Raw genomic sequence first — 14,073 nt, forward strand, 5'->3', positions numbered from 1 at the left:
AGTGCCGTGGCCCGGCTGCGGGTCAGCCGTGCACAGCTGTGGATCAGTTCTTCTCGCCTGTGGATCAGGCCTGTACGTCTCTGGATCAGGCCTTTTCGACGGCATGGCCGCCGAACTGGTTGCGCAGCGCCGCGATCATCTTCATCTGCGGCGAGTCGTCCTGCCGCGAGGCGAAGCGCGCGAAGAGCGACGCGGTGATCGCCGGCAGCGGAACGGCGTGGTCGATGGCGGCTTCCACGGTCCACCGGCCTTCACCGGAGTCCTGTGCGAATCCGCGCAGCTTGTCCAGGTGCTCGTCCTCGTCGAGGGCGTTGACCGCCAGGTCGAGCAGCCAGGAGCGGATGACCGTGCCCTCCTGCCAGGAGCGGAAGACCTCGCGGACGTCGGTCACCGAGTCGGCGGCCTCCAGGAGCTCCCAGCCCTCGGCGTAGGCCTGCATCATGGCGTACTCGATGCCGTTGTGGACCATCTTGGAGAAGTGGCCCGCGCCGACCTTGCCGGCGTGGACGGAGCCGAAGTCGCCCTCCGGCTTGAGGGCGTCGAAGATCGGCTGGACCTTGGCGATGTTCTCCTCGGTGCCGCCGTACATCAGCGCGTAGCCGTTCTCCAGGCCCCAGACGCCGCCGGAGACGCCGCAGTCGACGAAGCCGATGCCCTTCACGCCCAGCTCGGCCGCGTGCTTCTGGTCGTCCGTCCAGCGCGAGTTCCCTCCGTCGACGACGATGTCGCCCTCGGAGAGCAGTTCCTTCAGCTCGTCGACGGTGGACTGGGTCGCCGCACCGGCGGGAACCATCACCCACACCACCCGCGGGCCCTTGAGGCTGCCCACAAGCTCTTCAAGGCTGTGGACATCCGCGAGGTCCGGATTGCGGTCGTAGCCGATGACGGTGTGGCCTGCGCGGCGGATGCGCTCGCGCATGTTGCCGCCCATCTTGCCGAGGCCGACGAGACCGAGCTCCATCAGTGGTTCCTTACGTTGCGACAGGGCTTGAGGAGGCACGAGCCAGCACGTCGCCGTGCGTGCGTACCTGCGTCCGAGCCTAAACCTGGGGGCGCCACCCATGCCTTTCGGGCGGCGGGCGCCCCACAGGGGGCTCAGACGCGCTCAAAGGGGCGGACACCCGGTCGGGAACGCCCGAGCGCCCTGCCCTTCAAAGACTCAGCCCGACAGTCGCACCGGCATGATCAGGTACTTGTACGCGTCGTCCGCCTCGGCGTCCACAGCCGGCTTGCCGCTGAGCAGCGCGGGCTTGGTGGACGTCGTGAACGACAGCTGGGCGACCGGGGAATCGATCGCGCTCAGGCCGTCGAGCAGGAACGTCGGGTTGAAGGCGATCGAGATGTCGTCGCCCTCCAGCTGGGCGTCGACCCTTTCCACAGCCTGTGCGTCGTCGCTGGAACCGGCCTCCAGGATGAGCACGCCCTGCTCGAAGCTGAGCCGCACCGGGGTGTTGCGCTCGGCGACCAGGGCCACGCGCTTGACTGCCTCCACGAAGGGGGCGGTCTCGATGACGGCCACGGAGTTGAACTCCGTCGGGAACAGAGTTCGGTACTTCGGCAGGTCGCCCTCGAGGAGACGGGTGGTGGTGCGGCGGCCCGCGCCCTCGAAGCCGATGAGGCCCTCGCCCGCACCGGAGCCGGAGAGCGCCAGGGTGACCGTGTCGCCGCTCGTGAGCGCCTTGGCGGTGTCCAGCAGCGTCTTGGCGGGCACCAGGGCCACCGCGGACGCCTCGGGGTCCTCCGGCTTCCACAGGAACTCGCGGACCGCGAAGCGGTAGCGGTCGGTGGAGGCCAGCGTCACCGTGTCGCCCTCGATCTCGATGCGCACACCGGTGAGGACGGGCAGGGTGTCGTCACGTCCGGCGGCGATGGCCACCTGCTGGGCGGCCGAGGCGAAGACCTCACCGGGGACGGTGCCCGTGGCGGTCGGCATCTGCGGCAGCGCCGGGTACTCCTCCACAGGGAGGGTGTGGAGTGTGAATCGCGAGGAGCCGCAGACCACGGTCGCTCGTACACCGTCTGTGGAGATCTCCACCGGACGGTTGGGGAGGGCGCGGCAGATGTCGGCGAGGAGGCGGCCGGAGACGAGCACCGTGCCCTCTTCGTCGATCTCCGCGTCCACAGAGACGCGTGCCGATACCTCGTAGTCGAAGCTCGACAGGCTGAGTGCGCCTTCCTCGGCCTTCAGGAGAAGGCCAGCGAGGACAGGCGCAGGCGGTCGTGCCGGGAGGCTGCGCGCCGCCCAGGCCACTGCCTCCGCGAGTACGTCGCGTTCCACCCGGATCTTCACCGTAAGCCGCCTCCTGCTGTTGCTGGCTGCTCTCGCCCTGCGTTGGTCATCGGTCTCGTCGTCAGACGTGGTGTCGCTCTGCCCACCGATGGGGAGAACGCCGGGGACCAGTCTGACGCACCGCACTGACAGTCGGTGCCTGTCGGGGTCAAGTCGTGCCGAGCGGCAGTCGGGCCGCCGAGAGCAAGTTGTGCACAGCCCCCACTTCGAAACGGATTCCCAGCTCTCTCTAGTTGGGAGTAGTAGTAGGGCCTGTGGAAACCGTGGATAACCCCGTATTCGCAGGTCAGAGGCGGTTTTTTGTCCACGGGGCCTGTGGGCCGGGGCGGTGGACAACCGGTCCTGTCTGTGGACGGCGAAAAGTTCTGCACACCCGATGCACAGGCGAGGGCCACTTCTCCCCAGGGCCGTCCCCAGCTTTACCCCCGTTCCCCACAGCCCAACCCACCCCCTCGATGTGACGGCTTTCACTCGCCCCGGTGATGGAGCGCGTCGCGTTGCCGAACAGTGGACAGCGATGTGGAGAAGCTTCCCTCCGCTGTGCACAACAGCTGAGATCCTGTGGGTCGCCGGTGGACAACGTAGTGCACAGGCTGTGGAGGAAAGTTCTGTCCACAGCCTGTGGAGATCTTTTGTCCACCAATCCACACCCCCCTGACCTGGCCCGATGCGATTTCACTACCGTGCGCTGTGGACACGGTCTGGACAACTTCCCGGTCCCCAGGCTGTGGAGCGAAAAAATCCGGCACATCTGTGGAGAACGGCCGTAACGTGCCAAGTAATCGAACACCGGCGGCGCCCGGAGTCGTACGCAGCAGCGATCGCGCAGGCGTACGCGCATGAAGAAGGGCGCTCCGGGAGGGGTCCCGAAGCGCCCTGGAGGGCTGTAACAGGCCTGCTGTCAGCCGTTCTTGATGCGGTTCGTGAGCTCGGTGACCTGGTTGTAGATGGAGCGCCGCTCGGCCATGAGGGCGCGGATCTTGCGGTCGGCGTGCATCACGGTGGTGTGGTCGCGGCCGCCGAACTGGGCGCCGATCTTCGGCAGGGAGAGGTCCGTCAGCTCGCGACAGAGGTACATGGCGATCTGGCGGGCCGTCACCAGGACGCGACTGCGGGAGGATCCGCAGAGGTCCTCCACCGTTAGCCCGAAGTAGTCGGCCGTAGCCGCCATGATGGCCGTCGCGGTGATCTCGGGGGACGCGTCCTCGCCGCCGGGGATCAGGTCCTTGAGGACGATCTCGGTGAGGCCCAGGTCCACAGGCTGTCGATTGAGCGACGCGAAGGCCGTGACCCGGATCAACGCCCCTTCCAGCTCGCGGATGTTGCGCGAGATGCGGGACGCGATGAACTCGAGGACCTCCGGCGGGGCGTTGAGCTGCTCCTGCACCGCCTTCTTACGGAGGATCGCGATACGGGTCTCCAGCTCGGGCGGCTGGACGTCCGTGATCAGACCCCACTCGAACCGGTTGCGCAGCCGGTCCTCGAGCGTGACCAGCTGCTTGGGCGGCCGGTCGCTGGAGAGCACGATCTGCTTGTTGGCGTTGTGGAGCGTGTTGAAGGTGTGGAAGAACTCCTCCTGCGTCGACTCCTTGTCCGCGAGGAACTGAATGTCGTCGACGAGCAGGATGTCCATCTCGCGGTAGCGCTTGCGGAAGCTGTCGCCCTTGCCGTCACGGATGGAGTTGATGAACTCGTTGGTGAACTCCTCGGAGCTCACATAGCGCACGCGCGTGCCGGGGTAGAGACTGCGGGCGTAGTGCCCGATGGCGTGCAAGAGGTGCGTCTTGCCGAGCCCCGACTCCCCGTAGATGAAGAGGGGGTTGTAGGCCTTCGCCGGCGCTTCGGCGACAGCTACCGCGGCCGCGTGCGCGAACCGGTTCGAGGCACCGATGACGAAGGTGTCGAAGAGGTACTTGGGGTTCAGGCGGGCGGTCGGCTCACCGGGGCCGGTCGCGGGCGCAGGCTGCGCGGCCAGCGGCCCTGGAGCGCCGCTGGGGACACCGCGTCCACCGGGGCCGGGCCCTGACGGGCCGCCGTCCTGGCCGTGGCGGCCGCCCATCGACAGCTCCCCCGGATCGCGCCGTTGCTGGCGCTCGCGCGGGGAGTCGTAGGAACCGCGCTCCTCATAAGAAGAACGCTCGTCATAGGGAGGCCGCTCCTCATAAGGGGACCGCTCGTCGTAGGAGGACCGCTCTTCATAAGAGGAGCGCTCCCCCTGCTTCTGCTCGTACGGCGAGCGGTCCGGCTGCTGGCCGTACCGGCCGCGCTCACCCTCGTACGGCTGCTGCTCGTAGGGCGAGCGCTCCTGCTGCCGGTAGTCGTGCTGGGGCTGCGGCGGCGACGCGTACGGGTCCCGGTCCGGGAAGCCGAGGCGGGGCTGCTGCCAGCTGTACTCGTCCTGCTGGGGGCGCGGCCAGGCGCCCGGCTCGGGGCGCTGGTAGTCCGGGTAGGCCGGACGTGCGGTGGGCAGCTGGTCGGGGCGCGAGGGCTGCTGGTCGCCGCGCTGGCCGTGCTCCTCCGGTCCGCGCCGCTCGTAGCCGTCGTAGGAGTCGCGGCCGTCATACGTATCACGCGGCTGGCCCGAGGCCGGGGGCTCGGCGTCCTCGTAGCGATGCTGCTGAACCGGTGGGGCGGGGGGCGCGGGGGTCTCGCCGACGGAGTCGTCGACCGTGATCGCGATGCGGATGGGGCGCCCGCACTCACGGCTCAGCGTTTCGCTGACGACCGGGGCGAGGCGGCCCTCGAGTACGCCCTTGGCGAATTCGTTGGGCACGGCGAGAAGCGCGGTGTCGGCGACCAGCGCGAGCGGCTGGCAGCGCCGGATCCAGTGTTCGTCCTTTGTCTCGACGCCCTGCCCGCGGCCTTCCCCGAGGAGTTTCTCCAGCACTTGTGGCCACACTGCGGCAAGATCGGCAGGTACGTCAGCCACAGGGCACGCTCTCTCGCTGGTCCCACGAACGTGTGATTCCTGGGACGGGTCGGGAAGAAAATCGGGTGGGGTGGTGAGAAGGGAACGAATCGGAGTTCAGCCACGGTAGTCAGCGCGACCGCTGCGGTTCAAGTTGTTGTCCCCAGCCTGTGGACAGTGTCTCCCGCGTGGGGCCGGTTTGACCGGATGGCGTAGCCGCGCGTACCGTAACCAGGTCGAGTTGTCGATGGCTGCTGCCGCCTGCCTCCGATGGGCAAGATGGCGGCCCTCCGTTCTTCGGTGGGTCGTATAGCGGTGCACTCGGGCGTATTGCGAGCTACTCGTGGGCGCACGGTGACAGCCAGGCGATGTCCCGCCACCACACGATTTTCTGGAGCCCCCGAGTGAGCAAGCGCACCTTCCAGCCGAACAACCGTCGTCGCGCCAAGACCCACGGTTTCCGCCTTCGCATGCGGACCCGCGCCGGTCGTGCGATCCTCGCCAACCGCCGTGGCAAGGGTCGCGCCAGCCTGTCCGCCTGATCTCGTAATCAGGTCATGACGTGCTGCCTACCGAGTATCGGCTGAGGCGGCGCGAGGACTTCGCGACCGCGGTACGCCGAGGACGCCGGGCCGGCCGCCCGCTACTCGTCGTCCATCTACGCAGCGGTTCAACGGACCCGCACGCGCTTGGGGAGAGCGTTTCCCCATCGCGTGCGGGTTTCGTCGTGAGCAAAGCCGTGGGTGGAGCCGTCGTACGGAACGCGGTCAAGCGCAGACTCCGCCACCTCATGCGGGACCGAGTGGCCTTGTTGCCCCCAGGTAGCCTGGTAGTCGTACGCGCGTTGCCCGGAGCGGGTGACGCCACCCACGCACAGCTGGCCCGAGACCTGGACGCCGCCCTTCAGCGGCTGCTGGGAGGGGGCGCGCGATGAAGTACCCGCTGCTTGCACTGATCAAGATCTACCAGTGGACCATCAGTCCGCTGCTCGGTCCCGTGTGCAAGTACTACCCGTCGTGTTCCCACTACGGCTTCACGGCCATCGACCGGCACGGTGCGATCAAGGGAACAGCCCTTACCGCCTGGCGCATCCTTCGGTGCAACCCATGGTCGCCCGGCGGCGTCGACCACGTTCCACCACGCAAGCGTCCGCGCTGGCACGAGATGCTCCGTAACGCCTTGCGCGGGGACAAGAAAGCGGCCCCCGTCGCCCAGGGCGAGGACCCCTCCGCCCAGGACAACCCGTCCGCAGCGACTTCGCCCCATGCCCAAGGAGCCTGATCAGGGACATGATTTCCGATATCGTCAACGCGATTTCTGGTGTCTTCGCGTTTCTCACGACCCCGGTGTCCTGGGTCATCGTCCAGTTCCACAAGGTCTTCGGGGCCATCTTCGGCCCTGACACTGGATGGGCCTGGGGTCTGTCGATCGTGTCCCTGGTGGTACTGATCCGGATCTGTCTGATCCCGCTCTTCGTGAAGCAGATCAAGGCGACCCGGAACATGCAGCTGCTCCAGCCGCAGATGAAGGCGATCCAGGAGCGCTACAAGAACGACAAGCAGCGTCAGTCCGAAGAGATGATGAAGCTGTACAAGGAGACGGGCACCAACCCGCTCTCCTCGTGCCTCCCCATCCTCGTGCAGTCGCCGTTCTTCTTCGCGCTCTACCACACGCTCTCCGGTATCGCCGACAACAAGAAGATCGGCGTCATCGACCAGTCGCTCCTGGACAGCGCGCAGAAGGCCCACATCTTCGGCGCCCCGCTGGCCGCCAAGTTCACGGACAGCGCCAGCGAGCTGGCCAAGATGGGCGCCTCCCTGACCGACGTCCGCGTGGTCACCGCGATCATGATCGTGCTGATGTCGGCGTCGCAGTTCTACACGCAGCGTCAGCTGATGACCCGGAACGTCGACCTCACGGTGAAGACGCCGTTCATGCAGCAGCAGAAGATGCTGATGTACGTCTTCCCCCTGATCTTCCTGTTCATGGGTATCAACTTCCCCGTCGGTGTCCTCGTCTACTGGCTGACCACCAACGTGTGGACCATGGGCCAGCAGATGTATGTGATCAGCCGGAACCCCACGCCGGGCAGCAAGGCGCAGGGCAAGATGCTCGAGGGCCTGCAGAAGCACGTCGTCTCGCACAGTGCGACGCGCACCAAGCGTGAGCGCAACATCGTCAAGGGGATCGTCGCCAAGGGCCGCGACCGCAACGAGCAGGAGCGGAAGTTCATCAACGGCCTGAGCAAGGCCGGTCTCGCCGCGCAGGCCGACGGCACTGTGGTGAAGAGTTCCGCCGCCACTGAAGTCCTGGACGAGGATGGCACGGCTGCCGCCCCGAAGCGGCAGCAGCCGAAGCGGCAATCCAAGTCGCAGCGCCAGACCGGCCCCACGGGCAGCCCGGCCAAGCCCGCCTCTCCGGCGAAGACCTCGCTGGAGAAGAAGGACGAGCCGCAGGATGCCGTTCCGCAGGCCAAGCCGTCCGGCGCCAAGCCCGCCGGCGGTTCCACGCCCGCCGAGACGAACGGCCGCAGCAAGGCCAAGTCCGGCCAGCGCAAGGGTCAGCCGCCGCGTTCCAAGTCCTCGTCCAAGAAGTGATCCTCGACGTAAGTCCTCGACAGTCCTCGACGTACAAAGGAGCCCATCCCGTGACGGAAGGCACCATCTCCGCCGCTGCTGAGGGTGGCGACACCCTGACCCGCCTTGAGCAGGAAGGCGAGATCGCTGCGGATTACCTCGAGGGTCTGCTGGACATCGCCGACCTCGACGGTGACATCGACATGGACGTCGAGGCCGACCGCGCCGCCGTGTCCATCGTCAGTGACGCGGGCGGCCGCGATCTGCAGAAGCTGGTCGGCCGCGACGGAGAGGTCCTCGAGGCCCTTCAGGAGCTGACGCGTCTGGCCGTGCACCGTGAGACGGGTGACCGCAGCAGGCTCATGCTCGACATCGGTGGCTACCGCGCCAAGAAGCGCGCAGAGCTCACCGAACAGGGCGCCAAGGCCGCGGCCGACGTGAAGAACACCGGCGAGCCGGTCAAGATGCAGCCGATGACGCCGTTCGAGCGCAAGGTCGTGCACGACGCGGTCAAGGCCGCCGGCCTGCGCAGCGAGTCCGAGGGCGAGGAGCCGCAGCGCTTCGTCGTCGTACTTCCCGCCTGATCGGCACGTCGCTTTCCGGCCCCGTCTGTTCGCAGGCGGGGCCGATCTTTGTCAGCCTGTTAGTCAGCCACCCAGTGCGCTAGTGCGGTACGGAAGGACGGTCCTCGTGACGGAGGCAGCAGAACTCCCCCCGGCTCCGGAGCAGGCGCGGGCGGTATTCGGCGATCGCTTCGCGGACGCCGTCCGCTACGCGGAGCTGCTCGCCGACGCGGGGGTGCAGCGCGGTCTCATCGGACCCCGCGAGGTGCCACGCCTGTGGGAGCGGCACATTCTCAACTGCGCGGTGCTCTCCGAAGTGGTCCCTGAGGGCGTCACCGTATGCGACGTCGGCTCGGGCGCCGGGCTGCCCGGCATCCCGCTGGCGCTGGTCCGCCCCGACCTCAAGATCACGCTCCTCGAGCCACTGCTGCGGCGTACGACGTTCCTTACCGAGGTCGTCGAGCTGCTCGGGCTTGACCATGTGACGGTGGTGCGCGGGCGTGCGGAAGAAGTCCTCGGGAAGCTGACGCCGGTCCATGTCGTTACGGCGCGCGCCGTGGCTCCGCTGGACCGGTTGGCCGCATGGGGTGTCCCCCTACTCCGTCCGTACGGCGAGATGTTGGCCCTCAAGGGCGACACGGCGGAGGTGGAGCTCAAGAACGCGGGCTCGGCGCTGAGCAAGCTCGGTGCGGTGGAGACCTCCGTGCTGCACGTCGGCGAGGGAGCGGTCGACCCGCTCTCCACAGTGGTGCGTGTGGAGGTCGGTGAGAGCCCGGGCGGCGTACGGTTCGCCGCCAAGCGTGCCAAGGCTGCCCGAACGGGCCGGGCGCGACGCAGGCGCTGACCCGCAGACGCCGACTATTGCTGATCTGCCCTGAGGACCAGCAGTACTCCACACAAGCTGCCAAACCTACGCATACCGGGGTGTCGCGCGGGACTGCACCGGGCTGCGGTGCATCGTGTTTCACGTGAAACGTCGCTCCCTGCTGCATGGCATTATCAGTCGCGGCCGCACAGCGGCCGCTCCCCGCGACCGTAGACCTCTTGGGTCCCTCGATTCGGGCACGGAGCTGTCCACAGAAGGGGATTCATCCACAGAAGACCGGGCCTCGCTGGTTCTCGACCCCGACGGCATGGGAGGCTCTGTTCATTGCGAGCCTGAAGTCGAGGAGAGTGAATCCTTGCGGTCCGACGCCAACATCGCGGGACCGATGACCGATCCGGTCCCCGGTCCCCGCACCGAGTCGACGGGGGAGGATGTTTCACGTGAAACACCGCCCCCGATGGACGACACCCCCATCGGTCGCGCTGCCCAACTGGCAGTAGAAGCCCTCGGTCGCGCAGGCGAAGGCCTGCCGCGTCCGGAGCAGACCCGCGTCATGGTGGTGGCCAATCAGAAGGGCGGGGTTGGTAAGACCACGACGACGGTCAACCTTGCGGCGTCGCTCGCGCTGCATGGTGCACGCGTCCTGGTCGTCGACCTGGATCCGCAGGGCAACGCCTCCACGGCTCTGGGTATCGATCACCACGCCGATGTGCCCTCCATCTACGACGTGCTGGTCGAAAGCAGACCGCTCTCGGAAGTGGTCCAGCCCGTCGGGGACGTCGAGGGTCTCTTCTGTGCGCCGGCCACCATTGACCTCGCTGGTGCGGAGATCGAACTGGTCTCGCTGGTCGCGCGCGAGAGCCGGCTGCAGCGAGCCATCCAGGCGTATGAGCAGCCGCTGGACTACATCCTCATCGACTGCCCGCCGTCGCTCGGCCTTCTTACGGTCAACGCCCTGGTTGCCGGTGCCGAGGTTCTTATCCCGATCCAGTGCGAGTACTACGCGCTTGAGGGGCTCGGCCAGCTGCTGCGGAACGTGGATCTCGTGCGCGGCCACCTCAACCCCACGCTGCACGTCTCGACGATCCTGCTGACCATGTACGACGGACGGACCCGGCTGGCCTCGCAGGTCGCCGACGAGGTCCGGAACCACTTCGGCGACGAGGTGCTGCGGACGAGCATTCCGCGCTCGGTCCGTATTTCGGAGGCGCCGAGCTACGGGCAGACGGTGCTGACCTACGATCCAGGGTCGAGCGGTGCGCTCTCCTACCTCGAAGCGGCGCGTGAGATGGCGCTGCGCGGGGTCGGGATCCACTACGACGCCCAGCGTGCCCACGCGGGCACTCCACTTGACCAGCACAGCACGCCGGAGGGTATTCAGTGAGCGATCGACGGAGGGGACTGGGCCGTGGTCTCGGCGCACTGATCCCGGCTGCCCCAGCCCCGGAAAGGCCGGCGCCTACGGGCCCGGCAGGAGGAGCGTCAGCTTCTCCCACCTCGATGCCCGTGCTGACGACGGAGCGAGGGGTGGCGGCGGCCAAGGTGGCATCGTTGCCACCGGCGCAGGTTTCACGTGAAACCGAAGAGGTGGGCTCGAGCGCGGCCGACACTATGGAGGCGCCCGCAGGTGCCTACTTCGCGGAGCTGCCGCTCGATGCCATCACGCCCAACCCGAGGCAGCCGCGCGATGTGTTCGATGAGGATGCCCTCGCCGAGCTCATCACGTCCATCAAGGAAGTCGGCCTGCTCCAGCCCGTCGTCGTACGGCAGGCAGGGCCGGGGCGCTACGAGCTCATCATGGGTGAGCGCCGCTGGCGCGCGTGCCGTGAGGCGGAGCTCGAGCGCATCCCCGCGATCGTGCGGGCCACGGACGACGAGAAGCTCCTTCTCGACGCGCTCCTGGAGAACCTGCACCGTGCCCAGTTGAACCCGCTGGAAGAGGCCGCTGCCTACGACCAGTTGCTCAAGGACTTCAACTGCACGCACGACCAGTTGGCCGACCGTATCGGCCGGTCCCGCCCGCAGGTGTCCAACACGCTCCGTCTGCTGAAGCTGTCACCGGCAGTACAGCGGCGGGTCGCGGCGGGTGTCCTGTCCGCCGGTCACGCCCGGGCGCTGCTCTCGGTCGATGACTCGGAGGAGCAGGACCGGCTCGCCCACCGCATCGTGGCCGAAGGGCTCTCCGTGCGCGCCGTCGAGGAGATCGTGACTCTGATGGGTTCACGGCCCACCAGCACGGCGCGGTCGAAGGGGCCGAGGGCCGGTGCTCGTGTCTCTCCGGCTCTGAATGTCCTCGCCACGAGGCTGTCGGACCGCTTCGAGACGCGGGTGAAGGTCGACCTCGGGCAGAAGAAGGGAAAGATCGTCGTCGAGTTCGCATCGATGGATGATCTGGAGCGCATTCTCGGCACGCTCGCCCCGGGTGAGGGTCCGGTCCTCCAAAACGGACTCTCCGAGCAGAACGATTTCCCTGAGGGAAGCGAGAGCGAAGAACAGGACTGACCGTCCTGGCATGAGCACAGGCGAAAAGCGGGCTGTGTCCGGTGTGTACCGGAACACGGCCCGCTCTTTGCTTTCTTACGGTATCGATGGAATCGCATCGTGGTTACGATGCGACCGGGAAGAGCGCATTCACCTGGCAGTACCTCACAGGGGAGGCGGGGTCATGCGATCGGTGAGTCGCACCGGACTGATGACCGCAGGTCTCGGACTGGGCGCGGTCGGCGGGTTCGTCGGCAGTCTGCTCAGGGAGCGGGGCGCTCTGACAGCCGCCCGTGTCGCCGCGGGCGAAGGAAGCGAGGATCAGCCTTCATGGGGCGTCGGCTCGTACCGCTCACGCTGGACAACCTTCCGGACCTTCCCAAGCGTTGCCGGTCGTGTGTCTTCTGGGAGCTGGACCCAGTCAGCGGCGAGGCCGCGGTAAGAGCCGGTACACCGGAGCTGGAGAAGGAATCCTGGATCTCCGGCGTCCTCCTGGAGTGGGGATCCTGCGGCCGCGTCGTCTACGTCGATGACGTCCCGGTCGGTTACGTGCTCTATGCGCCGCCCGCGTACGTTCCCCGTTCCACTGCGTTTCCCACGAGTCCTGTCTCCCCTGATGCCGTCCAGCTGATGACGGCCTGGATCACGCCGGGGTACCGGGGTCAGGGGCTGGGCCGCGTCATTGTGCAGACCGTCGCCAAGGACTTGCTGCGGCGCGGCTTCAAGGCGATCGAGGCGTTCGGCGACGCTCAGGGTAAGGAGACCGCCTGTCTGCTGCCTGCCGACCACCTGCTGGCTGTGGGCTTCAAGACGGTCCGGCCGCATCCCTCGTACCCGAGGCTGCGCCTGGATCTGCGGACGACGCTCTCCTGGAAAGAGGATGTGGAGATGGCGCTCGACCGGCTCTTGGGCGCGGTGCAGAAGGAGCCGGCCCTGCGGCCGTTGTGACGGCTCCGGGCATGACGAAGGGCCAACCCGGCTGGGTTGGCCCTTTCTGTTTCACGTGAAACAGCGTCGGTGGGACTACTCGCCGATGAAGTCCTCAAGGTCGCGCACGATGGCAGCCTTCGGCTTGGCACCGACGATGGTCTTGGCGACCTCGCCACCCTGGTAGACGTTCAGGGTCGGGATCGACATGACGCCGTACTTGGCGGCCACGGCCGGGTTCTCGTCGATGTTGAGCTTGACGACCTCGATCTTGTCGCCGTACTCAGAGGCGATGGCCTCGAGCGAGGGCGCGATCTGGCGGCACGGACCGCACCACGCCGCCCAGAAGTCGACCAGCACGGGCTTGTTGCTCTTCAGGACGTCCTCGTCGAAGGAAGCGTCCGTCACGTTCTTCAGGTTGCCGGCCACAGCGGGCTCCTCATTTTCCTTGGGGTTGCGGGGGTGGAAGTACGGGATCAGACGCTGGTCGGCGTCTTCTCGGGCTCGGGGGCCTCGCCGTCGGAGAGCGCGGCGAGGAAGCGCTCGGCGTCGAGAGCGGCGGAGCAGCCGGTGCCGGCTGCCGTGATCGCCTGGCGGTAGGTGTGGTCCACGACGTCACCGGCGCCGAAGACACCGGTCAAGTTGGTCCGCGTCGACGGGGCCTGCACTCGCAGGTAGCCCTCGTCGTCCAGGTCGAGCTGGCCCTTGAAGAGCTCCGTGCGCGGGTCGTGACCGATGGCGATGAACAGACCGGTCACGGGCAGCTCCGACGTCTCACCCGTCTTCAGGTTGCGCAGCGTCAGGCCGGCGAGCTTCGGGTCACCCTTGATCTCGGCGACCTCACTGTCCCAGACGAACTTGATCTTCGGGTCCGAGAAGGCGCGCTCCTGCATCGCCTTGGAGGCGCGCAGGGTGTCGCGACGGTGGACGATCGTCACGGACTTGGCGAAGCGCGAGAGGAAGGTGGCCTCCTCCATCGCGGTGTCACCGCCGCCGATCACGGCGATGTCCTGGTCCTTGAAGAAGAAGCCGTCGCAGGTGGCGCACCAGGAGACACCGCGGCCGGACAGCGCGTCCTCGTTGGGCAGGCCGAGCTTGCGGTGCTGGGATCCGGTGGTGACGATGACGGCCTTCGCGCGGTGCACGGTACCCGCGGTGTCCGTCACGGTCTTGATCTCGCCGGTCAGGTCGACGGCCACGACATCGTCGGGCACGAGCTCGGCGCCGAAGCGCTCGGCCTGGCCGCGCATGTTGTCCATGAGCTCGGGGCCCATGATGCCGTCCTGGAAGCCGGGGAAGTTCTCCACCTCGGTCGTGTTCATCAGCGCGCCACCGGCGGTGACCGCGCCCTCGAACACGAGTGGCTTCAGCGACGCGCGCGCGGTGTAGAGCGCCGCCGTGTAGCCGGCGGGCCCGGAGCCGATGATGATCACGTTACGGACGTCGCTCACGGCTTGTTTCCTCGTCTCTGCGGGACTACTGCGTACTGCCGGGGGAGCCTC

Annotated in this window: 14 protein-coding genes; 9 read left to right on the forward strand and 5 right to left on the reverse strand. The window is 67.3% G+C overall.

Features of this window, described 5'->3' with window-relative positions; translation table 11 throughout:
* Window positions 1-85: 85 nt before the first annotated feature.
* From gnd to dnaA, 3 genes are all read right to left on the reverse strand, one after another.
* Window positions 86-961 carry a phosphogluconate dehydrogenase (NAD(+)-dependent, decarboxylating) gene (gene gnd / locus ACH4RC_RS17730; protein ID WP_398201389.1) on the reverse strand — a complete coding sequence of 292 codons (876 nt, stop codon included), beginning with the start codon at window positions 959-961 and terminating at the stop codon, window positions 86-88.
* A gap of 198 nt (window positions 962-1,159) precedes the next feature.
* A complete protein-coding gene (dnaN, locus tag ACH4RC_RS17735) occupies window positions 1,160-2,290 on the reverse strand; it encodes a DNA polymerase III subunit beta (RefSeq protein WP_394432344.1) in 1,131 nt (376 codons plus the stop codon).
* Between the two features lie 901 nt (window positions 2,291-3,191).
* The gene (dnaA, locus tag ACH4RC_RS17740) at window positions 3,192-5,219 is read right to left on the reverse strand and encodes a chromosomal replication initiator protein DnaA (protein ID WP_398201392.1); all 2,028 of its coding nucleotides are present in this window, start codon (window positions 5,217-5,219) and stop codon (window positions 3,192-3,194) included.
* Between the two features lie 383 nt (window positions 5,220-5,602).
* On the opposite strand from dnaA, the gene rpmH reads away from it, so the two are divergent.
* The 9 genes from rpmH to ACH4RC_RS17785 all read left to right on the forward strand — a co-directional run bounded on the left by rpmH (window position 5,603) and on the right by ACH4RC_RS17785 (window position 12,592).
* Window positions 5,603-5,740: a 50S ribosomal protein L34 gene (rpmH, locus tag ACH4RC_RS17745; RefSeq protein WP_006381191.1), complete on the forward strand. Its 138-nt coding sequence runs from the start codon at window positions 5,603-5,605 to the stop codon at window positions 5,738-5,740.
* Window positions 5,741-5,760: 20 nt separating this feature from the next.
* Window positions 5,761-6,132, forward strand: coding sequence for a ribonuclease P protein component (gene rnpA, locus ACH4RC_RS17750; protein WP_398201396.1), 372 nt, complete (start codon window positions 5,761-5,763; stop codon window positions 6,130-6,132).
* Window positions 6,129-6,479, forward strand: a complete 351-nt coding sequence (gene yidD, locus ACH4RC_RS17755; RefSeq protein ID WP_398201399.1) for a membrane protein insertion efficiency factor YidD — start codon at window positions 6,129-6,131, stop codon at window positions 6,477-6,479. The genes rnpA and yidD overlap by 4 nt, the downstream gene beginning before the upstream one ends.
* 8 nt (window positions 6,480-6,487) lie before the next feature.
* Window positions 6,488-7,795 carry a membrane protein insertase YidC gene (gene yidC, locus ACH4RC_RS17760; protein WP_398201402.1) on the forward strand — a complete coding sequence of 436 codons (1,308 nt, stop codon included), beginning with the start codon at window positions 6,488-6,490 and terminating at the stop codon, window positions 7,793-7,795.
* Between the two features lie 50 nt (window positions 7,796-7,845).
* The gene (locus ACH4RC_RS17765) at window positions 7,846-8,358 is read left to right on the forward strand and encodes a protein jag (protein WP_398201404.1); all 513 of its coding nucleotides are present in this window, start codon (window positions 7,846-7,848) and stop codon (window positions 8,356-8,358) included.
* A gap of 106 nt (window positions 8,359-8,464) precedes the next feature.
* Complete coding sequence (rsmG, locus tag ACH4RC_RS17770; protein ID WP_398201407.1) at window positions 8,465-9,181, forward strand: 16S rRNA (guanine(527)-N(7))-methyltransferase RsmG; 717 nt, start codon at window positions 8,465-8,467, stop codon at window positions 9,179-9,181.
* 289 nt (window positions 9,182-9,470) lie between these two features.
* Entirely contained in the window at window positions 9,471-10,547 is a 1,077-nt protein-coding gene (locus tag ACH4RC_RS17775) for a ParA family protein (protein WP_398201608.1), read from the forward strand.
* The gene (locus ACH4RC_RS17780; RefSeq protein WP_398201409.1) at window positions 10,544-11,665 is read left to right on the forward strand and encodes a ParB/RepB/Spo0J family partition protein; all 1,122 of its coding nucleotides are present in this window, start codon (window positions 10,544-10,546) and stop codon (window positions 11,663-11,665) included. The genes ACH4RC_RS17775 and ACH4RC_RS17780 overlap by 4 nt, the downstream gene beginning before the upstream one ends.
* Before the next feature lie 309 nt (window positions 11,666-11,974).
* A complete protein-coding gene (locus ACH4RC_RS17785) occupies window positions 11,975-12,592 on the forward strand; it encodes a GNAT family N-acetyltransferase (RefSeq protein WP_398201412.1) in 618 nt (205 codons plus the stop codon).
* 75 nt (window positions 12,593-12,667) lie between these two features.
* Here ACH4RC_RS17785 and trxA read toward each other — a convergent pair whose 3' ends face one another.
* Together trxA and trxB are read right to left on the reverse strand one after the other, a co-directional pair.
* A complete protein-coding gene (trxA, locus tag ACH4RC_RS17790; protein ID WP_398201414.1) occupies window positions 12,668-13,000 on the reverse strand; it encodes a thioredoxin in 333 nt (110 codons plus the stop codon).
* 47 nt (window positions 13,001-13,047) lie between these two features.
* Window positions 13,048-14,022: a thioredoxin-disulfide reductase gene (gene trxB / locus ACH4RC_RS17795; RefSeq protein WP_398201417.1), complete on the reverse strand. Its 975-nt coding sequence runs from the start codon at window positions 14,020-14,022 to the stop codon at window positions 13,048-13,050.
* Between the last annotated feature and the right edge of the window lie 51 nt (window positions 14,023-14,073).

Source organism: Streptomyces sp. NPDC016845 (assembly GCF_044332585.1).
Classification (GTDB): domain Bacteria; phylum Actinomycetota; class Actinomycetes; order Streptomycetales; family Streptomycetaceae; genus Streptomyces.

Bases quoted from the DNA above. Each gene is read 5' to 3' on its own strand.
- gnd (WP_398201389.1), bottom strand. From the start codon at position 961: ATGGAGCTCGGTCTCGTCGGCCTCGGCAAGATGGGCGGCAACATGCGC.
- yidD (WP_398201399.1), top strand. From the start codon at position 6,129: ATGAAGTACCCGCTGCTTGCACTGATCAAGATCTACCAGTGGACCATC.
- yidC (WP_398201402.1), top strand. From the start codon at position 6,488: ATGATTTCCGATATCGTCAACGCGATTTCTGGTGTCTTCGCGTTTCTC.
- ACH4RC_RS17775 (WP_398201608.1), top strand. From the start codon at position 9,471: ATGGGAGGCTCTGTTCATTGCGAGCCTGAAGTCGAGGAGAGTGAATCC.
- ACH4RC_RS17785 (WP_398201412.1), top strand. From the start codon at position 11,975: ATGGGGCGTCGGCTCGTACCGCTCACGCTGGACAACCTTCCGGACCTT.